Annotated in this window: 24 protein-coding genes; all 24 read left to right on the top strand. The window is 43.9% G+C overall.

Annotated elements, in window-relative coordinates; genetic code table 11:
* Positions 1–81 precede the first annotated feature (81 nt).
* The 24 genes from G5A70_RS05705 to G5A70_RS05590 all read left to right on the top strand — a co-directional run bounded on the left by G5A70_RS05705 (position 82) and on the right by G5A70_RS05590 (position 25,684).
* The gene (locus tag G5A70_RS05705) at positions 82–618 is read left to right on the top strand and encodes a bL17 family ribosomal protein (RefSeq protein WP_173748711.1); all 537 of its coding nucleotides are present in this window, start codon (positions 82–84) and stop codon (positions 616–618) included.
* A gap of 104 nt (positions 619–722) precedes the next feature.
* Positions 723–1,646: a diacylglycerol/lipid kinase family protein gene (locus G5A70_RS05700; RefSeq protein WP_173748710.1), complete on the top strand. Its 924-nt coding sequence runs from the start codon at positions 723–725 to the stop codon at positions 1,644–1,646.
* Between the two features lie 64 nt (positions 1,647–1,710).
* A complete protein-coding gene (locus G5A70_RS05695) occupies positions 1,711–2,265 on the top strand; it encodes a manganese efflux pump MntP family protein (protein WP_226853529.1) in 555 nt (184 codons plus the stop codon).
* Positions 2,266–2,404: 139 nt separating this feature from the next.
* Positions 2,405–4,519, top strand: coding sequence for a glutamine synthetase III (locus G5A70_RS05690; RefSeq protein WP_173748709.1), 2,115 nt, complete (start codon positions 2,405–2,407; stop codon positions 4,517–4,519).
* A gap of 94 nt (positions 4,520–4,613) precedes the next feature.
* The gene (locus G5A70_RS05685) at positions 4,614–5,537 is read left to right on the top strand and encodes an AAA family ATPase (protein ID WP_173748708.1); all 924 of its coding nucleotides are present in this window, start codon (positions 4,614–4,616) and stop codon (positions 5,535–5,537) included.
* A gap of 9 nt (positions 5,538–5,546) precedes the next feature.
* Positions 5,547–7,313 (top strand): cobaltochelatase CobT-related protein, encoded by a 1,767-nt coding sequence (locus G5A70_RS05680; protein ID WP_173748707.1) that lies wholly within the window; start codon positions 5,547–5,549, stop codon positions 7,311–7,313.
* A 55-nt stretch (positions 7,314–7,368) separates the two neighbouring features.
* Positions 7,369–8,055 carry a WecB/TagA/CpsF family glycosyltransferase gene (locus tag G5A70_RS05675; protein ID WP_173748706.1) on the top strand — a complete coding sequence of 229 codons (687 nt, stop codon included), beginning with the start codon at positions 7,369–7,371 and terminating at the stop codon, positions 8,053–8,055.
* A 149-nt stretch (positions 8,056–8,204) separates the two neighbouring features.
* On the top strand, positions 8,205–9,293 hold the full coding sequence (locus G5A70_RS05670) for a PucR family transcriptional regulator (RefSeq protein WP_173748705.1): 1,089 nt from the start codon (positions 8,205–8,207) through the stop codon (positions 9,291–9,293).
* A 44-nt stretch (positions 9,294–9,337) separates the two neighbouring features.
* Positions 9,338–10,024: a cell division ATP-binding protein FtsE gene (ftsE, locus tag G5A70_RS05665; RefSeq protein ID WP_173748704.1), complete on the top strand. Its 687-nt coding sequence runs from the start codon at positions 9,338–9,340 to the stop codon at positions 10,022–10,024.
* Entirely contained in the window at positions 10,014–10,931 is a 918-nt protein-coding gene (gene ftsX / locus G5A70_RS05660; protein WP_173748703.1) for a permease-like cell division protein FtsX, read from the top strand. Before ftsE ends, ftsX begins: the two co-directional genes overlap by 11 nt.
* A gap of 107 nt (positions 10,932–11,038) precedes the next feature.
* Entirely contained in the window at positions 11,039–12,235 is a 1,197-nt protein-coding gene (locus tag G5A70_RS05655) for a S41 family peptidase (RefSeq protein WP_173748702.1), read from the top strand.
* A gap of 74 nt (positions 12,236–12,309) precedes the next feature.
* Complete coding sequence (locus G5A70_RS05650; protein WP_173748701.1) at positions 12,310–12,945, top strand: sugar O-acetyltransferase; 636 nt, start codon at positions 12,310–12,312, stop codon at positions 12,943–12,945.
* Positions 12,933–13,514 (top strand): CDP-alcohol phosphatidyltransferase family protein, encoded by a 582-nt coding sequence (locus G5A70_RS05645; RefSeq protein WP_173748700.1) that lies wholly within the window; start codon positions 12,933–12,935, stop codon positions 13,512–13,514. The genes G5A70_RS05650 and G5A70_RS05645 overlap by 13 nt, the downstream gene beginning before the upstream one ends.
* A 1-nt stretch (position 13,515) precedes the next feature.
* Complete coding sequence (locus G5A70_RS05640) at positions 13,516–14,139, top strand: glycerol-3-phosphate acyltransferase (RefSeq protein WP_173748699.1); 624 nt, start codon at positions 13,516–13,518, stop codon at positions 14,137–14,139.
* A gap of 3 nt (positions 14,140–14,142) precedes the next feature.
* Positions 14,143–15,345, top strand: a complete 1,203-nt coding sequence (locus G5A70_RS05635) for an MGDG synthase family glycosyltransferase (RefSeq protein ID WP_173748698.1) — start codon at positions 14,143–14,145, stop codon at positions 15,343–15,345.
* 126 nt (positions 15,346–15,471) lie between these two features.
* Positions 15,472–15,723 carry a hypothetical protein gene (locus tag G5A70_RS05630; RefSeq protein ID WP_226853527.1) on the top strand — a complete coding sequence of 84 codons (252 nt, stop codon included), beginning with the start codon at positions 15,472–15,474 and terminating at the stop codon, positions 15,721–15,723.
* Between the two features lie 25 nt (positions 15,724–15,748).
* Positions 15,749–17,737, top strand: a complete 1,989-nt coding sequence (uvrB, locus tag G5A70_RS05625) for an excinuclease ABC subunit UvrB (protein WP_173748697.1) — start codon at positions 15,749–15,751, stop codon at positions 17,735–17,737.
* A 130-nt stretch (positions 17,738–17,867) separates the two neighbouring features.
* Positions 17,868–18,920: a heat-inducible transcriptional repressor HrcA gene (hrcA, locus tag G5A70_RS05620; protein ID WP_173748696.1), complete on the top strand. Its 1,053-nt coding sequence runs from the start codon at positions 17,868–17,870 to the stop codon at positions 18,918–18,920.
* A gap of 18 nt (positions 18,921–18,938) precedes the next feature.
* Entirely contained in the window at positions 18,939–19,580 is a 642-nt protein-coding gene (grpE, locus tag G5A70_RS05615) for a nucleotide exchange factor GrpE (RefSeq protein WP_226853525.1), read from the top strand.
* 119 nt (positions 19,581–19,699) lie between these two features.
* On the top strand, positions 19,700–21,577 hold the full coding sequence (dnaK, locus tag G5A70_RS05610; RefSeq protein WP_173748694.1) for a molecular chaperone DnaK: 1,878 nt from the start codon (positions 19,700–19,702) through the stop codon (positions 21,575–21,577).
* Positions 21,578–21,675: 98 nt separating this feature from the next.
* Entirely contained in the window at positions 21,676–22,836 is a 1,161-nt protein-coding gene (gene dnaJ, locus G5A70_RS05605; RefSeq protein WP_173748693.1) for a molecular chaperone DnaJ, read from the top strand.
* Positions 22,837–22,994: 158 nt separating this feature from the next.
* Positions 22,995–23,912, top strand: a complete 918-nt coding sequence (locus G5A70_RS05600) for an AEC family transporter (protein WP_173748692.1) — start codon at positions 22,995–22,997, stop codon at positions 23,910–23,912.
* 35 nt (positions 23,913–23,947) lie between these two features.
* Entirely contained in the window at positions 23,948–24,934 is a 987-nt protein-coding gene (gene prmA, locus G5A70_RS05595; RefSeq protein WP_173748691.1) for a 50S ribosomal protein L11 methyltransferase, read from the top strand.
* A 9-nt stretch (positions 24,935–24,943) separates the two neighbouring features.
* Positions 24,944–25,684 (top strand): 16S rRNA (uracil(1498)-N(3))-methyltransferase, encoded by a 741-nt coding sequence (locus tag G5A70_RS05590; RefSeq protein ID WP_173748690.1) that lies wholly within the window; start codon positions 24,944–24,946, stop codon positions 25,682–25,684.
* Position 25,685: the final 1 nt, after the last annotated feature.

Below are 25,685 nucleotides of genomic sequence, written 5' to 3'. Positions count from 1 at the left end.
CAAATTTATGGAAGAAAAGCAGTGCGTCAGTAAGACCGAAGAGAGCATGGCGCATTGTTCCACAAATGGAGGAAATCTAAAATGGCAAAATATAGAAAATTGGGCAGAACTGCTGACCAGAGAAAAGCTTTACTTAGAAACCAGGTAACAAATCTGTTATATCACGGAAAAATTGTTACTACTGAAACAAAAGCAAAAGAAGTTCGTAAAATCGCTGACGGTCTGATTGCTATGGCTGTTCGTGAAAAAGACAACTTTGAAACAGTAACTGTTACAGCTAAAGTTGCTCGCAAAGACGCTGACGGCAAGAGAGTAAAAGAAGTTGTTGACGGAAAGAAAGTGACTGTATACGACGAAGTACAGAAAGAAATCAAGAAGGACGCTCCTTCCAGATTACATGCCAGAAGACAGATGTTAAAAGTTCTTTACCCAGTGAAAGAAGTTCCGACAGCTGCTGCTGGAAAGAAGAAAAATACTAAAGAAGTTGATTTAGTAGAAAAATTATTCACAGAAATCGCACCAAAATACGCTGACCGTAACGGTGGTTACACAAGAATCATCAAAATCGGACCTCGTAAAGGTGATGCAGCTATGGAAGTAGTTCTGGAGTTAGTGTAAGAACACAGATGTAGCAGATGAAAGAAGGTGGACCAAAAGCAAGACCGTTGCGGTATTTGCTTTGGGGACACCTTTTTTTTCCGAATTTACAGGAGGCCATTTGAATGAGTAAGAAAATGCTTTTTATATTTAACCCGCGGTCCGGCAAAGGCAGCATTAAAAACCGTCTGATGGACATTCTGGATATTTTTGTCAAAGGAGGATATGAGGTTACGGTTCACCCCACCCAGTGCTATATGGATGGATTGAAGGTGACCAGGAAAAAGGCGGCGAACTATGACATTGTAGTAGCGAGCGGCGGAGACGGCACACTGGATGAAATTGTTACAGGGATGATGCTGGGGGGATATACCAATCCTATTGGCTATATACCTTCCGGAAGTACCAATGATTTTGCAAATAGCTTTCATATTTCAAAAAATATGCTGCAGGCCGCTACGGACATTGTAGAGGGACTGCCTCACGCCTTTGATGTGGGACGATTTAATGACGATTATTTTGTTTATATTGCAGCATTCGGACTGTTTACGGATGTGTCTTATGAAACGAATCAGGATATGAAAAATATTCTGGGACATGCTGCCTATATATTAGAAGGAACACAGCGGCTGTTTAATATCAAGTCTTACAGCCTGCAGATAGAAAGCGACGAAGGCAAGTTGTCAGGAGACTTTATTTTCGGTATGGTCAGCAATGCCACTTCTGTAGGTGGATTTAAACGTCTGACCGGGCCGGATGTCATGCTGGACGATGGCGTCTTTGAAGTCATGCTTATCCGAAAACCCAAGAATATTCTGGAATTGAATGAAATTATTGCTTCCCTGGTGGGACCTGGGGATTCCAAAATGATAGAAGTATTTAAAACCAGAACCTTGCGTATGCAGTGTGAGGAAGAAATTTCTTGGACGCTGGACGGCGAATTTGGCGGAGAACACAGAAGCGTGGAGATTCAAAATATGAAACACGCTGTACAGATTGTACTGCCGCGAAACGGGGAAGTTCCCCTTATTCATACGCCGGAAGAATAAATGCAGGAACCTGTGTACCCGGTTTCTTCATATGATAATAAAAATAGAGAAATCAGGTTACGCAATGGGTGAAATCAAAATTGTTGATGGGATTTTACTGATTCTTGCACTGACCACAGATTCGTTTGTGGTCAGTTTTGCATATGGCATGGCAAAAACAAAAATGCCATTTTTCATTGTGGCAGGAATGAATTTGATGATGAGTTCTCTTTTGGGCGCAGCTGTGCTGACGGGGAATTTTTTTTCTTCCTTTCTGCCGGACAGTTTGACCTGCTGGGTGGGAATTCTTCTGTTGTCTTTTCTGGGAATTTACAGGATGATGAGTTTTTTCTTTCGGAAAGAGACAAATTCCTGTGCCGTGAAAGTTTTGACTATGAAAGAGGGCTTTATTTTGGCATTTGTGCTGTCTGCGGACAGTCTGGCCGCCGGGTTGGGGACTGGTCTTATGCAGTCGGGAGAGTGGATGCTGGCAGCAGGGGCTTTCCTGGGCGGTATGGGAATGATGAAGGCAGGCTGGGAACTGGGGAGTCGGTTTCGGAAAAAGACCAACCGGGACTTGTCCTGGATAAGCGGTATGTGTCTGCTGCTTCTTGCATTTGGGATTTTTTGCAGAAGATAGGAAGGGAATCTTGGCCTGCATTTGCAAGTTGGCAAAAAAATACTTGCATTCTGGAAAATTTTGCGGTATCTTAGAAACAGTTTCAGGGCTATAAATGTTTGGGAAGATTCTATACCGTATGAGAGGAAGGAACACAGAAATGAGTGAATATATCAATGTATCTGAGATTTTCGGGGAAGATGTTTTTGATGACGAAGTAATGCAGCAGCGTCTTCCGAAAAAAGTTTACAAAGATTTGAAACAGACCATATTAGAGGGCAAAGAGTTGTCCCAGGAGATGGCGGATGTCATTGCTCACGAAATGAAAGAGTGGGCCATCGAAAAAGGCGCCACTCATTATACCCATTGGTTTCAGCCGCTTACCGGAGTAACGGCGGAAAAGCACGACTCTTTTATTACGGCACCTCTTCCCAATGGCAAGGTACTGATGAGTTTTTCCGGAAAAGAATTGATTAAAGGCGAGCCGGACGCGTCTTCCTTTCCTTCAGGAGGGTTAAGAGCCACCTTTGAGGCCAGAGGATATACAGCCTGGGATTGTACTTCTCCTGCATTTGTCCGTCATGACGCTGCAGGTGCCACGTTATGTATTCCCACAGCATTTTGTTCTTACACGGGAGAGGCGCTTGACCAGAAAACACCGCTTTTGCGTTCCATGCAGGCTATCAATACGCAGGCTCTGCGCCTTATCCGCCTCTTCGGAGACACCACGGCAAAGAGAGTTATTCCTTCGGTAGGGGCAGAGCAGGAATATTTTCTGGTAAGCAACGAAAAATTCAGAAAGAGAAAAGATTTGGTATTTACCGGAAGAACGCTGTTTGGCGCTATGCCTCCTAAAGGACAGGAACTGGATGACCACTATCTGGGAACCATCCGCCAGAAGGTTTCCGCTTATATGAAGCAGGTAAACGAGGAACTTTGGAAGCTGGGGGTAACAGCTAAGACACAGCACAACGAAGCGGCCCCGGCCCAGCATGAACTGGCGCCCATTTACGCAGAAGCCAATGTGGAAGTAGACCATAACCAGATTGTGATGCAGACTTTAAAACGTGTGGCTTCTCAGCACGGCATGAAATGTCTTCTCCATGAAAAACCTTTTGCTGGTGTCAATGGTTCCGGAAAGCACAACAACTGGTCTTTAACTACAGATACGGGACATAACCTGCTGGAACCGGGCATTACGCCTCACGAGAACATTCAGTTCCTTCTGGTATTAAGCTGTGTGTTAAAAGCCGTGGATACCCATGCGGATCTGTTAAGAGAATCTGCAGCAGATGTGGGAAATGACCACCGTCTGGGTGCAAACGAAGCACCTCCGGCCATTATTTCCGTATTTTTGGGTGACCAGCTGACCGATGTGATGAATCAGCTGATTACCACCGGTATGGCAGACCACAGTATTGAAAGTGAAAAACTGGAGACAGGGGTAAAGGCAATTCCCGAATTTATGCGGGATACCACAGACCGTAACAGAACTTCACCCTTTGCCTTTACAGGAAATAAATTTGAATTCCGTATGGTGGGGTCCAGAGATTCCATTGCACCGGCTAATGTGGTGCTGAATACTATTGTGGCACAGGCATTTAAAGAAGCCTGCGACATTCTGGAAAAAGCAGAAGACTTTGAAGTAGCAGTTCACGATTTGATGAAGAAAAACTTCACGGAGCACCAGAGAATTGTATTCAACGGAAACGGTTATTCTAAGGAATGGGTGAAAGAGGCAGAGAGAAGGGGACTTCCGAATCTCACCTGTATGGTGGAAACCATTGATACGTTGACTACAGAGAAGGCAGTAAAGCTGTTTGAGGAATTCGGCGTCTTTACAAAAGCGGAACTGGAGTCCAGAAGAGAAATCAAATACGAAGCTTATGCCAAAGCCATTAATATCGAGGCAAGAACTATGCTGGATGTGGCGGGAAAACAGATTATTCCTGCGGTTATCCGTTATGCCAGACAGCTGGCAGATTCCATTAATGCCATTGTAGCAGCGGGAGTTCTGGACGTAGATGTACAGACAGAACTTTTACGGGAAACTTCTGCATTGTTAAAAGAGACAAAAGAGGCACTGGATGCCCTGCATACAGTAGCAGAGCAGGCCTGGGCTATGGAAGATGGAAAAGACAAGGCATTTTTCTACCGCCGTCAGGTGATTCCGGCTATGGAAAAACTGAGAAAACCGGTAGATAAACTGGAAATGATTGTGGATAAAGAAATCTGGCCTATGCCGTCCTACGGTGATTTACTGTTTGAGGTATAGAAAAGAGACAGGAGGGCTGTCGCATTAAATATTCTTAAAAGGTGTTTAGTGCGGCAGCTTTCTTCTTTAAAAGAGAAAATCAGAAAGGGAGAATATGGAACAGACAGTAGCGTTTCTGGAGAACCAGAACATAGACAAGAACCTTATCAGAGGTGTTGAGGAATTTCGCAGCCGGAATTTTGTAGAGGAAGAGGAAAAACGGCGGATTGTAAAGCCGGACATGGCTTTTTATGGAAAAGAAGTGCTGGAGATGGCCATTGCGGCTCTCCTGGAAGGGGAAAATCTGCTGCTTACGGGAGCTAAGGCCACGGGAAAGAACGTGCTGGCAGAGAATCTGGCATGGATTTTCGGACGTCCGGTTTATAATGTATCGTTTCATGTGAATACAGACAGCGGAGATTTAATTGGAACAGACACTTTCCTTGACAATGAAGTAAAGCTTCGCAAGGGAAGTATTTACCGCTGTGCCCAGTATGGTGGATTTGGAATTTTAGATGAAGTCAATATGGCGAAAAATGATGCGGTTTCTGTGCTTCATGCGGCTTTGGATTACCGCCGCTGCATTGATGTTCCCGGTTATGATAAGATTGATATAGACCCGGCAGCCAGATTTATTGGTACCATGAACTACGGCTATGCGGGGACAAAAGAACTAAATGAAGCGTTGGTTTCCCGTTTCCTGGTGATTGATATGCCGGCCCAGGATGAAGAGACCCTGGCCTTTATTTTTCAGTCCCGTTTTCCGAAATTGAAAAATTCTGCCATGAAGCAGTGGATAGGACTGTTCATGGACCTTCAACTGAAGGCGCAGAACGGGGAAATTACCACAAAGGCTCTGGATTTGCGGGGAATGCTGGGAGCATTAAAGACTATACGGCAGGGGCTTTCTCCGGCTCTGGCAGTGAAAATGGGCGTGGTAAACAAATGCTTTGATATATTTGAGAAGGAAATTGTGCAGGATGTGGTGATGACCAGAATTCCGGATACCTGGACACCCCGGGATGTATTTGAAGACTGAGGATAGCTTATGGATGAATTAGAACTGGAACTGGAAAACCGAATAAAAAATCTTATGTGGACTGTGAGCGGGGATTATGCACTGGAGTTTAAGCCGGATTTGGCGGCATTTGCCCGTTCGCGGTATGTGGCTTTATACGATGGCATTAAGCAGGGGGCTTTTGCAAGATATTTCGACAGGGAAGCATTTTCCATGTATCTGGTGAAAAAAATCTATCTCCATGGCATGGAAGCTCCTCTGATGCAGCTGGCACAGCTGTGCATTGAATTTGCCGTTTCCGCAAGAATTACAGCAGAGAGAGAAGGCGTTGCCACTATCCGCAGAAAAGCCTGCGAAGATATCCTGGAAATGGATTTTGCCCGTCTGCAGGAAACCCTTACAGGACGGCTGAAGCTGGCTCTGTTTAAAGAAGTTTTAAACGGAAAAGAACCGGCCACAGCCCGGATGAGAAACTGGATGGACCGGATAGAAGAACTGGAATATGCCGAAAGCACAATGGATATTATTCGGACTACTGATACGCTGTACAATGAGATTGCAGACCCGTATTTTGAACGCAGGCATGGCAGTCTGGAGACGGTACTGGCCGTAACGAATGAGGAGCTGGCGGAGTTTTCCTGGAAGGATTATCTGAAAGAAGAGGAGCTGGAGGATACGCTGGAGACTTATCTGGACCAGGTGGCACAGAATATGACGAATCTGGATATGTTGGAACAGGCGGAAAAAGAAGAAAAGCCAGAGAAGAAAGAAGATAAAAAACGGGTTTTGGTGGTGGATGAAAAGGCACTGGAGCGGATGTATTCTTATGTAGAGCGCAATTATGGAAAAACGTTCTTAACAGAAATGGAAGAGAAACGTGTGAACCAGCTGATGTGCAGAGGAATCCACGGAGACTGCAGTCTGTATTTTACCAGGGGGATTTTGAAGACACCGGTTTTGCGCAATTACCAGTATGAGTATGCCAGAAAGCAGAAAGATAAAAATCTGTATGAGTATTATGATAACCACAGAATTGTAAAGAATAATATCCGGATTTTAACGGATATGTTGAAGAAAACCCTGACTTTGCGGGAGGAGGCAGAAGAGCTTCTTTCGGACAGAGGACGGGTTCTGCCTTCGCGTCTTTGGAGAATTGGACGGTCTGAGGATGCCAGAGTGTTTGAACGCTGCCTGTATCAGGACAGTGGAAGCTTTGTGGTGGACGTTCTCATTGATGCCAGTGGTTCCCAGCGCTCCAGACAGGGACAGGTAGCCATACAGGCCTATATTTTAAGTGAAGCCCTGAGTAATGTGGGAATTGCCCACAGGGTTATGAGCTTCTGCACTTTTTGGGATTATACGATTCTTCATGAATTTCGGGACTATGATGCGGACAGAAGAGAAAACAGCAATATTTTTGAGTATGTGACTTCCTCCAACAACCGGGACGGACTGGCTATAAAGGCAGCGGGATACGGGCTTTCGGCAAGAGAAGAGGAACACAAAATCCTCATTGTGTTAAGCGACGGGCGGCCCTATGATGTCATTTTAAACCGGCCAAATGCCAGAAATCCTCAGCCCTATCACGGGGAATATGCCATAAAGGATACGGGATTTGAAGTGCGGAAGCTGAGAAGCCAGGGCATTTGTGTCTTGGGGGTATTTGCCGGAGAAGAGAAAGATTTGGCAGCGGAAAAGAAAATTTTCGGGAAAGATTTCGCTTATATTCGGGATATTTCAGGATTTTCTCCAGTAGTGGGACGGTACCTCATGAAACAACTAGAAAAAGATACTTGATATTGGATAAAAATTCTGTTATATTGATAGAATATGTGTAGAGCGGAGAATGTGTATGAGTGAAAAAATAGAGATTATGGGGATTTCCGTAGAAAAATGCTATGCCGAGGATATTATGGAAAGCATTAACCAGCACTGGAATGAGGATACGCTGGCTACTTACGGGGTTATTACAATGAAATTGCTGATTGCAGCCCAGAAAGACGAAGAACTCAAGGAATATATTGAGACTCTGGACAAGGCTGTGGCAGATGAACCGGAGATTGTCAAGGCTGCCGGACTTCAGGACGAGGCTTGGGAGAGTGAAATATCCGAGCACGGATTTTTCGGAACTTTGTTCTGGTTGTTGAATTTATATAAAAACCGTATTTTTATTCTGGGTGAAAAGGAAGAAGATACGGAAAAGTTTTGCAATTATCTCAAGGAGCAGTATCCGGATATTGTCATTCTGGGAAAAGACAGCCTGACAGATATGGAGGCAGACCAGACAGACCGGGTGATAAACGAAATTAACAGTTGGAATCCCCAGGCGGTACTGAGTTGTTCCAGGGAATACAACGTAGAACGTTTTGTAAAGCGTTACAGAAAAATGATGAATACAAAGGTATGGTTCAGCCTGGGAAGTTCGCTTCCTGTTTTTCAGGAAACAGGCATAAAGTCCAACTGGCTGAACCGCCTCATGGAAAAAAACAATTTTAAAAAGCTGGTATCCCAGTACCAGGAAGAAACAGAGAAAATGTGAATAAATTGTTACATTTTGAAAAAAAATATGTAATATTTTACGTTTTCTCTTTATTTTTTCCCTATTTTGTATTAGTATATATGGTAGGGTTTTTATTTATGGGATTTGTAACAGTGTAAACAGACTATATGATGAAAGAAGGAGAAAGCATGATATCAAACCAGATACTCCAAACAACCCTGGACGGTTTAAAAGGAATATCCAGGACAGATTTTTGTGTAACAGATATGGACGGCAAAGTTTTGGCAAGCACTTTTGCACAGAGCGTATGCGGAGAGGGAGAAGTTTCCGAATTTGCCAATTCTCAGGCGGACAGTCAGGTAGTAAAAGGAAATCAGTATTTTAAGATTTATGATGACCACCAGCTGGAATACATATTGATTGTGGACAGTGCGGGGGACGATGCGTATACCCTTGGAAAGCTGGTTGTGTTCCAGATTCAGGGGCTGCTTACCGCATACAAAGAGCGGTTCAATAAGGATAACTTTATCAAAAATCTTTTGCTGGACAACCTTTTGCTGGTGGATATTCATAACCGGGCTAAGAAGCTTCACATAGAAGTAGATGTCCGCAGGGTAGTATATATACTGGAAAACAGTGAAGACAGAGACTATGGTTCCCTGGAAAATATTAAAAATGTTCTGGGAGGAAAAGCCGGAGACTTTGTAACTGCAGTAGATGAAAAGAGCATTATTATTGTGAAGGAAGTGAGCCCTTCCGATGATTATGCCCAGTTGGAGAAGAGTGCAAATGCTATTTTATCGGCTTTAGGCGTAGAAAGAGATGGAAAGACGCATATTGCGTACGGAACAATTGTAAAGGAACTGAAGGAGGTTTCCCGTTCTTACAAAGAGGCCAAGATGGCTTTAGACGTAGGAAAGATTTTCTTTGGAGAAAGAGATGTGATTGCATACAGTTCTCTGGGAATCGGACGCCTGATTTACCAGCTTCCCATTCCTCTTTGTAAAATGTTTATCCGGGAGATTTTTGACAATCATTCTCCGGATGACTTTGACGAGGAAACACTTACTACCATTAACAAATTCTTTGAAAACAGTCTGAATGTGTCTGAGACTTCCAGACAGCTTTATATCCACAGAAATACCCTGGTATACAGACTGGATAAGCTGCAGAAAAGTACGGGACTGGATTTGCGTGTTTTCGAAGATGCCATTACCTTTAAGATTGCCCTCATGGTAGTAAAATATATGAAGTACATGGAAACACTTGATTACTAAAGAGCGCGGCGCGTCTGTGCTCAATAGGAAAACAGGAGGTTATTATGATTGATTTAAAAGACGTGAGCAAATCATACAGCAAGGGCCAGCCAGCCATTGACCATATGAATCTTCACGTGGAGAAGGGTGAATTTGTGTTTATCGTAGGAAACAGCGGCTCAGGAAAATCAACTTTGATTAAGCTGCTTTTGAAGGAACTGGATCCTACCAGCGGAACCATTACGGTAAACGGACAGGTACTTAATAAGCTGAGACGGAGAAAAGTGGCAAAATACCGCAGGGGAGTAGGTGTTGTGTTCCAGGATTTTCGTCTGTTAAAGGATAGAAACGTGTATGAAAACGTGGCGTTTGCCCAGCGTGTCATACAGCGCCCTACCCGTATTATTAAGAAAAGAGTTCCTGAAATGCTGACGCTGGTCGGTCTGGCAGAAAAATATAAATCAAAACCGGACCAGCTTTCCGGTGGTGAGCAACAGCGAGTTGCTCTTGCAAGAGCGCTGGTAAACCGACCAAGTATTCTTCTGGCAGACGAGCCAACCGGTAATCTGGATCCGAAAAACTCTTTTGAGATTATGAAACTTCTGGAAGAGATTAACGAGCGCGGCACTACCGTTCTTGTCGTTACCCATAACAGAGAAATCGTAAATGCGTTTAAAAAACGTGTGGTTACGATGAAGAAAGGCGTCATTGTAAGCGACGAACAAGAAGGTGAATATCTGAATGAGAATTAGTACAATCGCATATATATTGAAACAGGGATTTAAAAATATCTGGCGTAACCTGCGCTTTTCACTGGCGTCAGTGGCTACTATGGCCGCATGTATCTTTTTGTTCGGACTGTTTTTGTCCATTGTTATGAACTTTAACTATATTGTAGATTCTGCAGAAGAAGGCGTTGCCGTTCTGGTTTATTTTGAAAAGGGTGCAAAGCAGGAACAGATTGACCAGATTGGAGAAGAAATTAAGAGTCGTCCGGAGGTTTCCAAGGTAGAGTATGTTTCCGCAGATGATGCGTGGGCATCTTTCAGTAAGGAGTATCTGGGCGAGGATAATGAAGAACTGGCAGACGGTTTTAAAGAGCAGCAGGATAATCCGTTGGCGAATTCTGCGCGGTACGATGTATATCTGAAGGATGTGGAAAGTCAGAAGGAATTTGTAGACTTTGCAAAAAGCCTGGATGGTGTCCGTCGTGTAGATGAGTCTAAAGAAGCCGCAGATATGCTGACCAATGTGAATAGGCTGATAGGATATGTATCTATTGCTATTATTCTGATCCTTCTGGCCATTGCATTTTTCCTTATCAGCAACACCATTACTATGGGTATTTCCATTCGTCAGGAGGAAATCGGAATCATGAAACTGATAGGTGCCACTGACTTTTTCGTAAGAGTACCTTTTGTCATAGAAGGTATTCTGCTGGGCGTTATCGGTGCAGCAATTCCTATGGGAATTATTTATGTTGTGTATGAAAAGGCGGTTGCTTATATTATCAGCAGATTCGGTGTTCTTGGAAACTTACTGCAGTTTTTGAATGTGTGGGACGTATTCCGTTATCTTCTGCCAATCGGTATCGGACTTGGCGTGGGAATCGGATTTTTTGGAAGTATGTTCTCTTTGAGAAAACACCTGAGAGTGTAAAGAATACAGGATTTCAGAAGGGGAGGGTGCTGCAGAGGCAGTGCTCTCTCCTTCCTTGCACAAAATGGAAAATTATTTTATAAAAATGAGAATCAGGAGCAGAGAAAATGGGACAGAAAAAATTTGCAAATGGATTTATCCTGGGGATGGCGCTTACTCTTGCTGTGGGGGGAGCGGGAATGAAAGTCTATGATGTAGTGGAAGACCGGCAAAACAGTAAAAATGCGGTGAATGATGAATCTATGGAAAAAGCAAAGCTGATTGAAGAGATTATAGACGAAAAATATACTGGAGAAGTGGATAAGGAACTCATGGAAGCAGACATGTATAAGGGCATGATGGTGAGTCTTGGAGACCCGTATTCCGCTTATTACACGGCAGAGGAATACGAGGAATTGAATACGGAAACTACAGGCTCTTATAAGGGTATTGGTGTGGTAATGCAGATGCAGATGGACACAGGTGCGGTGAAAATTGTCCGCTGCTATGAAGGGGCGCCGGGAGAGAAAGCAGGACTTTTGCCGGAGGATATTCTTTTGCAGGTGAATGGAGAGAATGTCAGCGGCCTGGAACTGTCAGAGGTTGTGGATAAGGTGAAAGCTTCCGAAGGCGAGGTGGCACATCTGACTGTGGCCAGAGATGGGGAAGACGATTATCTGGAATTTGATGTGCCTTTGGAAGAAGTAAATATACCGGTAGTAGACCATGAAATGTTGGAGGATAACATCGGTTACATTTCTCTCTATGAATTTACGGAACAGACAGAACCCCAGTATTTGGAAGCCTTCGAAGAGTTACAGAGCCAGGGGATGGAACGTCTGATTATAGATGTGAGAAATAATCCGGGCGGTCTGCTTACTTCCGTGTGCGGTATCTTAAATGATATGCTTCCAGAGGGACTGATTGTGTACACGGAAGATAAAGACGGGAAGAAAGAAGAAATCAATAGTGATGGAAAAAGTGAACTGGAGATTCCGCTGGCAGTGCTGGTTAACGGAAACAGTGCCAGTGCATCGGAAATTTTTGCAGGGGCAATTCAGGATTACGAAAAGGGAACGATTGTAGGAACAACGACCTTCGGAAAGGGAATTGTGCAGAGCATACTGCCTCTTTCAGACGGAAGTGCAGTAAAGACTACCACAGCTAAATATTATACGCCAAAAGGCAGATGTATCCACGGTACGGGGATTGAACCAGATGTGGAAGTAGAGTTGACGGAAGGGCTGGAACAGAAAGCCGAACTGACCCACGAAGAGGATAATCAGCTGCAGAAGGCTATAGAAACAGTAAAAGCTATGCAATAGCAAAATAAAAACAGCAGAAAGTAAAAGAAGAAAGGGGCAGACGGTTTTACGGACTGCCAAAAGGGAGAAGGAAAATGACACAGAAAGAACGTATGGAAAAAGGAATGTTATATGACCCGGGGGATGACGCCATTATGAATGAACAGTTCCCTTATCTGGACAGACTAGGAGAATTTAACAGCTGCAGTTCCAGTGAGACAAAAAAGAGAGAGGAACTGATGAAGGAGATGTTTGCAGAATGTGGGGAAAACTGTTACATTCAGCCCCCCTTTTATGCTAACTGGAGCGGACATCACATACATTTGGGAAAGAATGTGTATGCCAATTTCAATCTTACGGTTGTGGATGACGGAGAGGTGTATATCGGAGACTATGTGATGATTGGACCAAATGTAACTATTGCCACAGCCGGACATCCGGTGCGGCCGGATTTGCGGCGCAGGGGTATCCAGTTTAATCTTCCGGTTCATATCGGGAACAATGTGTGGATTGGCGCAGGTGTTGTGATTCTGCCGGGGGTTACCATTGGGGAGAATTCTGTTATCGGTGCGGGAAGCATTGTGACAAAGGACATTCCGGCTAACGTAGTAGCAGTGGGGAATCCCTGTAAGGTGCTGCGGGAAATCGGGGAGAAAGATGAGAAATACTATTACCGGGACAGAGAAATTGATGTGAGGGCAGAGGAAGAAGGGCTGATATGGGAAAAATAAAGAAGGAAGAATTCTTTTCCATACCCAACTGTATGGGATATTTCAGGATTCTTCTAATCCCTTTCTTTTGCGTGATTTATCTGAAAGCAGACAGCATGAAAGACTATTATCTGGCAGCAGGAATTGTGGCAATCTCAACAATTACTGATTTTCTGGATGGAAAAGTGGCGAGAAAGTTTCACATGATAACGGAGTTCGGAAAATTCCTGGACCCGCTGGCAGATAAACTGACCCACGGAGCCATTGCGCTGTGTCTGGCTTTTCGTTACGAAGCCATGCGGTATCTGGTGGCACTTATGCTTGTAAAGGAAGGTTTCATGGCTGTTATGGGGCTGATAAACCTCCGTCATGGAAAAAAGCTGGATGGAGCAAAATGGTTTGGAAAAGTGTGCACAGCCAGTCTGTTTGTTGTGCTGTGTATGCTGGTGCTGTTTCCGGGGATTTCCCTTGGGGCGGCAGAAACTCTGATTTATCTGGAGATAGGAATTATGGCGGGAACGCTGCTTTTGTACATACCGGAATTTCGGAAAATGAGGAAGAACTGGGAGCAGGAAGAAAGCAGGTGCTGACATGCTTATAGAATTTATTTTTTATATACTTTTGGGGTATTTTTCGGGTGGCCTTATGTTTGGGTATGTGATACCGAAAGTTATCAAAGGAATTGATGTACGCAGTATGAGCAGTGACGGGAATCCGGGGACAGCCAATGCCTTTTTCTACGGCGGGGCTGTCTGTGGAATTGCGGTACTGCTCTGCGACGTTTTAAAGGGACTTTTGCCGGTGCATTGGGCGCTGAAATGTCTGGGACCTGAGAAATTGGGGATGGGAGTTGCTTTGGTTATGGCAGCTCCAGTGGCAGGGCATGCATTCCCGCTTTTTGGGGGACGGAAGAAAGGCGGGAAGGGCATTGCAGTGTCTTTCGGCGTACTTTTAGGGATGTATCCTATGCTGACCGGGTTGTGGCTGCTGGTTTTCTGGTATCTGCTTTTTTCCCTGGTTCTTGTACTGGAACCTCACGGATACCGAACCATTGTGACTTATCTGTGCTGGCTGGTCAGTGGTTTGGTGTTTCATCTGCAGCCGGCAGTGCTGGCGGGAAATCTGCTGATTTCCTGGGTGGTTATGAATAAACATGCGGCAGAGTGGAAAAACAAGGAAGAAAGGCAGATACGTTTAGGGCTTAGGAGAAGTTAATGTATGAAGGTTTTAATTTTATCCTGCAAGACAGGAGGAGGGCATGACGCGGCAGGGTTTGCCGTAAAAGAGGCATTGGAACAAAAGGGACATGAGGCGGTGATGTTCGATTATCTGACTTTAGCAGGACAGAAAGTATCGGATACGGTGGGAGATGTGTATGTAAATACAGTAAAAAAGATGCCCCATGTATTTGGTGCGGTTTACCAGATTGGGATGGCTGCCAGTAAAATTATGCGGAAATCTCCGGTGTATTATGTCAATGCAAAAATGGGAAAATATTTAAAGGACTATTTAGAGACAGAAAATTTTGATGCTATTTTGATGCCGCATCTATATCCTGCGGAAACCATTACTTATATGAAACGGCAGGGAATAAAACTGCCGCTGGCGGTGGCGGTTATGACGGATTATACCTGCATTCCCTTCTGGGAAGAGACGGAATGTGATTATTATGTGGTAGCCCATGAGGAAATGGTGGCAATATGTGTGAAAAGAGGAATACCGGAGGAAAAATTACTGCCTTTGGGAATTCCGGTCAGCGGGAAGTTTTCCAGACGGGCGGATAAAGACAGGGCGAGAGCTTACCTTCACCTGCCTTTAGAAGGCGTAAACTATCTTTTAATGGGCGGCAGCATGGGGGCTGGAGATTTGGAAAAACTGACTCAGCAGTTTTGCAGAACAAGGGAAGAAGGGGAATATCTCACGGTCATCTGCGGCAATAATAAAAAAATGTTTCAGAAAATGAAGAAAAAATACAAGCAGGATTCTTTTATTTTTGTTGTGGGAAAGACCCGGCAGATGGAGGTTTATATGAAAGCCTGCGATATGCTTTATACAAAGCCGGGCGGGCTGACCTCTACAGAAGCGGCAGTATCCGGGATTCCCATTGTGCATACAGCACCCATACCGGGATGTGAGACGGCAAACAAACGGTTTTTTGTAAAGCATGGCCTTTCCATTGCCCCGAGAACTGTGGAGGGACAGGTGAAAAAGGGAAGAGAATTATTAAGAGACCGAGAAAAAGCAGAAGCCATGCAGACAGCGCAGCAGCAGGTGATACCGGGAGATAGTGCGGAGAAGATTGTTGCGTTACTGGAGGAAAAGAGAGAGGTGACAGCGGAAAACAGCAATGAAATGGATATCCTGATTACACGAGACAGCCACAAGCCATCGAACAGCTTTATGGAGAATTCAAAGAAATGAATTGATCAGCAAATTAAATGGAAAAAAGATTTTAGTAAAAGGAAATCATCATAAAAAATATGATTCAGAATTGTTTGAAGAAATTGGAATTAGAAGATATGATGTGGGTGTGGATGCAAATGGCCATTGTCCGATATCGGTGAAGCGGATTATAGAGTTGAAAATGATACCGTATGGCTTTCGATTGATCAAATGGCAGAATTATTTCAACGTGATAAAAGTGTTACAGGGAAGCATGTAAGGAATATTTTCAAAGAAGGAGAATTAAAGAAAGAATCAGTTTGGGCAAAATTTGCCTATACTGCTTCGGATGGAAAAACATATCAAGTGGATTATTACAATCTCGACATAAAACGTTCAGATGTGGGTTACTTTTAAAGAATGAATAGAAAGAGGAGAATTTATGGATCATTTTGAATTAGTATCAGAATATGCCCCTACCGGCGACCAACCACAAGCCATTGCCCAGCTTGTAAAAGGATTCAAAGAAGGTAATCAATGTCAGACTTTACTGGGGGTTACGGGATCTGGAAAGACATTTACCATGGCAAATGTTATAGCAGCCCTGAACAAACCGACATTGATTATAGCGCACAATAAAACCTTGGCTGCTCAGCTCTATGGAGAATTCAAAGAATTCTTCCCGAATAACGCCGTCGAATATTTCGTATCCTACTACGATTACTACCAACCCGAAGCCTATGTCCCATCATCTGACACCTACATCGCCAAAGATTCCGCAGTCAACGATGAAATCGACAAACTTCGTCTTTCTGCCACTTCTTCTTTAAGCGAGAGAAAAGACGTTATCATTATTTCCAGTGTGTCCTGTATCTATGGAATCGGAAGCCCGGACGATTATCAGAACATGATTATTTCCCTGCGTCCCGGCATGGAAAAAGACCGTGACGAGGTTATCCGTCAGTTAATAGACATTCAATATGACAGAAACGAAATGGATTTTCACCGGGGAACTTTCCGGGTGCGAGGAGATGTTTTGGAAATTTTTCCGGCAGATTACAGCGACACAGCTGTGAGAGTAGAGTTTTTCGGCGATGAAATTGACCGCATTACAGAAATTGATACGCTGACAGGAGAAATCAAACGCTCCCTGAGTCATATAGGAATTTTCCCTGCCTCTCATTATGTAGTGCCCATAGAAAAAATACGGAAAGCTGCAGTGGCCATTGAAGAAGAATTAAAAGAGCGGGTGGATTATTTTAAAAGTGAAGACAAGCTCTTGGAGGCCCAGAGAATTTCAGAGAGAACCAACTTTGATATAGAAATGCTGAAAGAAACAGGGTTCTGTTCCGGTGTAGAAAATTATTCCCGTCATCTTTCAGGTCTGAAGCCGGGACAGCCGCCGTTTACCTTGATAGACTATTTCGGAGATGATTTTCTGATTATTATTGATGAGTCTCATAAAACCATACCGCAGATTCGGGGGATGTATGCAGGTGACCAATCCAGAAAGCAGACTTTGGTGGACTATGGGTTCCGTCTGCCTTCCGCGAAGGACAATCGTCCTTTGAACTTTGAAGAGTTCGAGGATAAAATTGACCAGATTCTCTTTGTGTCGGCAACGCCGGGGGAATATGAAGAAAATCATGAATTGCTCCGGGCAGAGCAGATTATCCGCCCTACCGGCCTGTTAGACCCAAAGGTGGAAGTGCGTCCGGTAGAGGGGCAGATTGATGACCTTATCGGAGAAGTGAATAAAGAAGTAGAAAAGGGAAATAAGATTCTGATTACGACACTGACTAAACGCATGGCTGAGGATTTGACAGAGTATATGAAGGATTTGGGAATCCGTGTGAAATATCTGCACTCAGACATTGATACTCTGGAGAGAACCCAGATTATCCGGGATATGCGCTTAAATGTTTTTGATGTGCTGGTGGGAATCAACCTTTTGCGGGAAGGGCTGGATATACCGGAAATTACACTGGTCGCGATTCTGGATGCAGACAAAGAGGGATTTCTGCGCTCCGAGGTATCTCTGATTCAGACTATTGGACGTGCGGCCCGCAATGCGGAGGGAAGAGTAATCATGTATGCAGATGTAATGACAGACTCTATGCGCCTTGCTATGGATGAAACTATGCGCCGCCGGACTCTTCAGGAAAAATATAACGAAGAACACGGCATTACGCCAAAGACCATTAAAAAGGCAGTTCGTGACCTTATCAGCATTTCCAAGGCAGTAGCAGAGACAGAAGACAAGCTGATGAAAGACCCGGAATCCATGAGCCGGAAAGAACTGGAAAAACTCATTGGACAGGTGCAAAAACAGATGCAGACCGCAGCCGCAGACCTGAATTTTGAAATGGCAGCACAGCTGCGTGATAAGATGATAGAACTGAAAAAGAATCTGGAAGAACTGGAAGACTGAAATTCTTTCCGGGAAAATTCTAAAATAATTATAAAGCCCTTGACAAATAAAACCTCTGGTGCTATCTTAAAAACATAGATATTAGCACTCCACTTAAATGAGTGCTAACAACAAAAGAAAGGAGCAAAAGATGGAAGTCATAAGTGAACTGGATGAAAGAAAACGAAAAATTTTAAAAGCGATTATCCAGACTTATTTGGAAACCGGCGAACCGGTAGGCTCCAGGACCATTTCCAAGTACACGGATTTGAATCTTAGCTCCGCAACTATCCGCAATGAAATGTCAGATTTGGAGGAGCTGGGATACATTATTCAACCTTATACCTCCGCCGGAAGGATTCCTTCGGATATGGGTTACCGCCTTTATGTAGACGAACTCATGAAAGAAAAGGAAAAGGAAACCGCAGAAATCAAGGAACTGATGATTGAGAAAACCGACAAAATGGAAAAGGTTTTGAAACAGGTAGTCAAAGTCCTGGCATCTAACACGAATTATGCTACTATGATTACCAGTCCCACTTATCATCGGAATAAATTGAAATTCCTGCAGCTTTCCAGAGTCGGCGAAAGCCAGCTGCTGACGGTGGTGGTCGTAGAGGGTAATCTGGTGAAAAATCATATTATTGATTTGACAGAGCCCATGGATGATGAGACCGTTCTCAAGCTGAATCTTCTGTTGAATACGCAGTTAAACGGGCTTTCTATTGAGGAAATTAATCTGGCTATGATTTCCAGATTAAAGGAGCAGGCAGGAATACACAGTGCAGTAATCAGCAGTGTCATTGATGCCGTAGCGCAGGCCATTGCACCGGACGAAGAGGACATGAAGATTTATACCAGCGGAGCAACCAACATTTTCAAATATCCGGAACTGGCAGATACCTCAAAAGCAAGTGAATTGATTTCCGCATTTGAAGAGAAACAGGCGCTGGCAGAGTTTGTAAAGGATGTTGCAGAAAGTGAATACGGCAGTGAGAATACGGGGATTCAGGTATACATTGGAAATGAGAGTCCCGTGAAGACCATGAAGGACTGCAGTGTTGTAACCGCTACCTATGATTTGGGCGAAGGCATGCAGGGAACCATTGGAATTATAGGACCGAAGCGGATGGATTATGAAAATGTAATGGATAATCTGAAAACGCTGAAAAATCAGTTGGACAATATATTTAAGAAAACATAGAAAGGCGGTATGAGATTCGTGTCAGAAGAAAAAAAGGAGTATAATACCATGGAAGAAGGAAATATTTCCAGTAAAGAAGCAGAAGAAATTCTGGAAGAGGATGATGTGAATCTGGCAGAAGAGGCAGTTTCCAAGGAAGAAAGCCAGGAAACAGAAGATTCTGCAGCAGAACAGGAAGAGAAAACATCTGAGAAAAAAGGTCTTTTCGGAAAAAAGAAAAAAGATAAAAAAGATGAAAAGATAGAAGAACTTACCGATATGGTAAAACGCCAGATGGCAGAGTTTGACAATTTCCGTAAACGGACAGAAAAAGAAAAAGCTTCCATGTATCAGGTAGGTGCAAAAGAAATTGTAGAAAAAATTCTTCCGGTAGTGGATAATTTCGAAAGAGGCTTAGCAATGATACCGGAGAATGAAAAAGAAAATCCTGTTGCTACAGGAATGACTCAAATTTATAAGCAACTTATGACGGCTTTTGATGAGATGGGCGTAAAGACAATAGAAGCGGTGGGACAGGAGTTTAACCCGGATTTTCACAATGCGGTCATGCATATAGAAGATGAAGAAGCCGGAGAAAATGTGATTGTAGAAGAATTCCAGAAGGGTTATATGTATAAAGATTCTGTGATTCGCCACAGCATGGTTAAGGTGGCAAATTAACTTGAAACATTCGGTTAAAAAATTATGCGATATTCATCTCACAGGAGCAATCCTGGAAGATTTTATCTTATAAATTACAGACAATCCATCATAGAAGAAAAATTTAGGAGGAATTTATCATGGGAAAGATTATAGGTATTGACTTAGGTACGACAAACAGCTGTGTAGGTGTTATGGAAGGCGGACAGCCGGTAGTTATCGCAAACGCAGAAGGAGCAAGAACTACACCTTCCGTAGTAGCATTTACAAAATCAGGAGAAAGACTGGTCGGTGAACCTGCAAAACGTCAGGCAGTAACCAATGCAGACAAAACAATCTCTTCTATTAAGAGACATATGGGAACCGATTATCGAGTTGCGATTGATGATAAAAAATATTCTCCACAGGAGATTTCTGCAATGATTCTTCAGAAATTAAAAACAGATGCAGAAAACTATCTGGGTGAGAAAGTAACAGAAGCTGTTATCACAGTTCCGGCTTACTTCAACGATGCTCAGCGTCAGGCTACAAAAGATGCAGGTAAAATTGCAGGACTTGACGTAAAACGTATTATCAACGAGCCTACAGCAGCAGCTCTGGCTTATGGTCTGGATAACGAAAAAGAGCAGAAAATCATGGTATACGACTTAGGCGGCGGTACATTCGATGTTTCTATCATTGAAATCGGTGATGGTGTCATTGAAGTATTGTCTACAGCAGGTGATAACCGCCTTGGTGGTGACGACTTCGACCAGAAAGTTGCAGATTACATGATTGCTGAATTCAAGAAAAACGAAGGCGTGGACTTATCCGCAGATAAGATGGCTATGCAGCGTATCAAAGAAGCTGCTGAAAAAGCAAAGAAAGAACTTTCTTCTGCAACAACTACCAATATCAACCTTCCGTTTATCAGCATGAATGCCAACGGACCGCTGCACTTTGATATGAACCTGACAAGAGCCAAATTTGATGAATTAACACACGATTTAGTGGAGAGAACAGCAGAACCGGTAAAACGCGCTTTGTCGGATGCAGGACTTTCCGCATCTGAACTGGGTCAGGTACTGTTAGTAGGTGGTTCTACACGTATTCCTTCTGTACAGGATAAAGTAAAACAGCTGACAGGCAAAGAACCAAGCAAGACTTTGAACCCGGATGAATGTGTAGCACTTGGTGCATCTGTACAGGGCGGTAAGCTTGCAGGTGATGCAGGTGCCGGAGATATCCTTCTTCTGGACGTTACTCCGCTGTCTCTGTCTATTGAAACCATGGGCGGTATTGCGACAAGACTGATTGAGAGAAATACAACAATTCCTACAAAGAAGAGCCAGATTTTCTCTACAGCAGCAGATAACCAGACAGCCGTTGATATCAACGTTGTACAGGGTGAAAGACAGTTTGCCAGAGATAATAAATCTCTTGGACAGTTCCGTCTGGACGGTATTCCGCCAGCAAGAAGAGGTGTTCCTCAGATTGAAGTTACCTTTGATATTGATGCAAATGGTATTGTAAATGTATCCGCTAAAGATTTGGGAACAGGAAAAGAACAGCACATCACTATCACAGCAGGTTCTAATATGTCTGACGACGAAATTGATAAAGCAGTAAGAGAAGCTGCTGAATACGAAGCACAGGACAAAAAGCGGAAAGATGCTGTAGATACAAAGAATGATGCAGATGCCATGGTATTCCAGACAGAGAAAGCTATGGAAGAGGCCGGAGATAAGATTGACGCAAACGATAAGACAGCAGTAGAAGCTGACCTGAATGCATTGAAAGATGTTCTGGCTAAATGTGCAAATGTGGATGAAATTACCGATGCACAGGTAGAAGAAATCAAAGCAGGAAAAGAAAAACTGATGCAGAGCGCACAGAAACTTTTTGCAAAAATGTACGAACAGGCTCAGGCACAGGGTGGTGCACAGGCTGGTCCGGACATGGGAGCAGGCGCACAGGGCGGTGCCTCTAATGAAGCGTATGGCGATGATGTGGTAGACGGAGATTACAGAGAAGTTTAATCTGCAGTGTATAAGGTGAATCAGTAAAGGCATAGACATGGGGTGTTTTCGGGCAGCCCATGTCTATGTGCTTCGATATACAGAAAGGGACAAAACCAATGGCAGAAAAGAGAGATTACTACGAAGTCCTGGGCATAGACCGGGGCGCAGATGACTCTGCGATTAAAAGTGCATATCGTAAACTTGCCAAAAAATACCATCCGGATGTGAATCCGGGAGACAAAGAGGCGGAAAAAAAGTTTAAAGAGGCAACGGAGGCATATGGTGTTTTAAGCGACCCGCAGAAGAGGCAGCAGTATGACCAATTCGGTCACGCGGCATTTGAACAGGGCGGCGGCGGTGCCGGAGGCTTTGGCGGTTTTGGCGGCGCAGACATGGGTGATATTTTTGGCGATATTTTCGGTGATTTGTTCGGTGGCGGCGGAAGAAGACGCCCCAATAATGGTCCGATGAAAGGGGCTAATGTCCGTGCAGCCGTGCATATTACGTTTGAGGAAGCTGTTTTCGGCTGTGAAAAAGAGTTGGATTTAAACTTAAAAGATGCCTGTAATACTTGCCACGGAACGGGTGCAAAGCCGGGGACTTCTCCGGAAACCTGTCCGAAGTGTCACGGTTCCGGACAGGTGGTTTATACCCAGCAGTCCATGTTTGGCACTATCCAGAATGTGCAGACTTGTCCGGAGTGCCAGGGAACCGGTAAGGTGATAAAGGAAAAATGCACAGATTGCCGCGGTACAGGATTTGTTTCCAGCCGTAAGAAGATTAAAGTTACCATTCCGGCAGGAATTGACAATGGACAGAGCATTCGTATCCGGGATAAGGGTGAACCGGGATTAAACGGTGGTCCGAGAGGGGATTTGATGGTGGAGGTTATTGTGGCACGCCATCCGATTTTCCAGAGACAGGATATGAATATATTCTCGACTGCGCCTATTACGTATGCTCAGGCGGCTTTAGGCGGTGAGGTACGCATCAGTACAGTGGACGGAGATGTTATGTATGATGTGAAACCGGGAACGCAGACGGATACCAAAGTAAGACTGAAAGGTAAGGGTGTACCTTCTCTGAGAAATAAGAATGTCAGAGGAGATCACTACGTGACTCTGGTAGTACAGGTTCCCACCAAATTAAATGAAGAGGCCAAAGAGGCCTTGCGCAAATTTGATGAAGCCTGTGGAAACCGCCCTTCTACTGGCGAGAAAAAGAAAAAATTCGGTGAAAAGCTGAAGCAGGACATTAAAGATATGTTTGATAATTAAGAAAGAAGCAGACTGCTGTTTTGACAGAAAAACCTGTCGGGCAGCAGTCTTTTTCTATGGCTTTCCATATTGCAATTCGGATTTTTTTCCTCTATAATAAATATCATGTGTTTTCTGTATGGGAAACATACAGAAACAGAGGGAGAAAATGAGAATTTATGAGTGGAGTAGTAGTGCTGCAGCAAATGGCGCTGATATTTCTTTTGATTTTAACAGGTTTTGTCCTGTACAGGAAGCAGATAATATCCGAACATGCCTCCAAAGATTTGTCTGCGCTGGTTGTCAATATCTGTTCTCCGGGATTGATTATTGTCAGCATGTTTGAAGACTTATCGTCTGTATCCAGAGACAGTGTGTTATTTGTGGGAATGATAGGTATCTGTTTTTTTCTGTTTTTAAGTGTTTTGGGACTGCTGTTTGTAAAAATACTCAAAGTTTCTGCGCAGGAAAGGGTATCCTATATACTCATGACCGTATTCGGCAATCTGGGATTTATCGGAATTCCGGTAGCGTTGGCAATTATTGGGCCAGAATCCATGGTATATGTGATTGTGTTCAATTTTTTGTTTAATGTGTATATTTATACTTTTGGCGTTATGCTGCTGAAAAAGGGAACATCTGGTGTAAAAACTTCTTTTCGGGATATGTTAAGTCCGGGACTTATAGCTTGTATGGCGGCTTTTTGCATCTATTGGTTTGACATACAGCTTCCGGAGGCTGTAGAAACTGCAGCCGGTTATTACGGCAATGCCTGCACCCTGCTTTCCATGCTGGTTATCGGCATTTCCATGGCAGATATGAAGGTGAAAAGCGTACTGAAAAATACCAGGCTGATGTTGTTTACCCTTTTGCGGTTTGCAGTCTTTCCCATACTGCTGGCTCTGCTGTTAAAGCCGCTGCTTCCGGATTTTGTCATGCGGGCCACCATTGTGCTTATGGCAGCCCTTCCGGTAGGCAATCTTTCAGCCATGCTGTGCAATCAATACGGAAAGGATTCCCGGATAATTGCAGAAGGTATTATTGTGACAACCCTGCTTTCTGTGGTAACAATTACAATTACGTTTTTGTTTGTTTGATACATATAAATAGTTTATATAGAGGAGAGGAAACGATGAAGTGGAAAAAATTCAGAATAAAAACAAAAACAGAGGCTGAGGATATGATTATCAGTTCCCTTTATGACATTGGACTGGAAGGGGCTCAGATAGAAGACCATGTTCCTTTGACCACACTGGAAAAAGAGCAGATGTTTGTGGACATTCTTCCGGATATGCAGGAAGATGACGGCATTGCTTACCTGAGCTTCTTTGTGGAAGAGACAGAAGACGGCGAACTTTTGATGAATGGAGAAGTGACAGCTCAGGAGGACATTTTAAAAGCCGTGGAGGAAGAACTGGACAGCCTGAGAACTTTCATGGATATCGGGGAAGGTTCCATAGAAATCGACGAGACAGAAGACATTGACTGGATTAACAACTGGAAACAGTATTTTAAACAGTTTTATGTAGATGACATTCTGATTATTCCCTCCTGGGAAAAGGTGAAGAAAGAGGATGAAGGCAGAATGATTATTCATATTGACCCGGGAACGGCTTTTGGTACAGGTATGCATGAAACAACACAGCTTTGTATCCGCCAGTTAAAGAAGTATGTGACAAAGGATACAGAACTTCTTGATGTGGGAACCGGAAGCGGTATTCTTTCCATTGCAGCCCTGAAAATGGGGGCGAAGCATGCGGTTGGTACAGATTTGGATACCTGCGCAGTACCGGCTGTAGAAGAAAACAAAGAAGCCAATGACATTCCGGAGGCTGCTTTTGATATGATGATTGGAAACATTATTGATGATAAGGAAGTACAGGATACCGTGGGATATGAAAAATACGATATCGTAGTGGCCAATATCCTGGCCGATGTATTAGTGCCTCTGACTCCGGTAATTATCCATCAGATGAAAAAAGGCGGTATCTACATCACTTCCGGTATTATTGACAACAAAGAGGAAACCGTGGTAAATGCGGTGAAAGCTGCAGGACTGGAAGTGCTGGAAGTGACCTATCAGGGAGAGTGGGTGTCTGTGACAGCCAGAAAGAACTAGGAGAAATCTATGTATCGTTTTTTTGTGGAACCCCGGCAGGTGGGAGAAAAGGAAATTCGTATTCAGGGCTCTGATGTCAATCATATCAAAAATGTGCTTCGCATGAAGCCGGGAGATGAAATATTCATCAGCAGCGGAGAAAATACGGAATATACCTGCTATATTGAAGATATGCAGGAAGAAGAAATTCTGGCACATATTATGTATGCTCAGGAGGCGGGATACGAGCTGTCCTCCAAACTCTATCTCTTTCAGGGGCTTCCTAAAAGTGATAAAATGGAGTTTATCATACAGAAGGCAGTGGAACTGGGTGTTTGTGAAGTGATTCCCGTGGCTTCCAGAAGAGCAGTGGTAAAACTGGACAAAAAGAAAGAAGAGAAGAAGATTGCCAGATGGCAGGCAATTTCAGAAAGCGCTGCCAAGCAGTCTAAAAGAATGTATGTTCCCCGGATTTCCGAGGTGAAAACCTTTCCGGAGGCTGTGGAATATGCAAAAAAGCTGGATGTGGTGCTTCTGCCTTATGAGCTTGCAAAGGGAATGGCCCGGACCAAGGAGATTGTAGAAAACATCCAAAGAGGACAGTCCGTGGGAATTTTTATCGGTCCGGAAGGCGGATTTGAAGAAGCAGAGGTGGAACTGGCGGTGCGGGAAGCAAAGGCCAGCGCTATCACTCTGGGAAAAAGAATTTTAAGAACAGAGACAGCAGGACTTGCAGTGCTGTCTGTATTGATGTTTGCACTGGAGGAATAGA

Source organism: Blautia hansenii (assembly GCF_013304445.1).
Classification (GTDB): Bacteria; Bacillota; Clostridia; order Lachnospirales; family Lachnospiraceae; genus Blautia.
Note: the sequence above shows the minus strand (reverse complement) of the source record. Positions and strands in the feature narration are given on the sequence as shown.